The sequence below is a fragment of the Pseudomonas karstica genome (assembly GCF_009707515.1).
Classification (GTDB): Bacteria; Pseudomonadota; Gammaproteobacteria; order Pseudomonadales; family Pseudomonadaceae; genus Aquipseudomonas; species Aquipseudomonas karstica.
Map to the genome: position 1 here is coordinate 1 of NZ_WLYI01000098.1, position 371 is coordinate 371.

General features: G+C 55.3%; 1 protein-coding gene. It reads right to left on the reverse strand.

Annotation, left to right across the window (positions count from 1 at the left end):
• A partial coding sequence (locus GIR22_RS26060; RefSeq protein ID WP_178122474.1) for an immunoglobulin-like domain-containing protein occupies window positions 1-371 on the reverse strand: 371 nt, incomplete at both ends.

Here is a 371-nt window from a genome sequence, read left to right on the forward strand (position 1 = left end):
GGTGACAGTTTGGTCGCCTTGGTACACATCGTCCGGTGCCACAATCGAGACGGTACCGCTCGACTGATTTACGCCGATGGTGATGGTCTGGCCATTGTCCAGAGTCACCTTCAGCGGATTGGTGATGTTAGTCACCGGTGCACCGTTTTTATCCACAAGGCTGGCGGTATAAACAATCTGTCCGCCTTCGCCGACAGTGTTGGTGGCGGTCAGGACTACATCCACTTTGTCGATGGTGTCGTTGATGGTGGTGGTTGCGCCATTGCCAGCCACTTCCAACTTCTCGAAATTGCCGCCGGTGGTGTCGGTGATTTTGACCGTTTGGGTGCTTTTGTCGATGAACACGTCATCGCCAGGAGCGGCGACGGTGA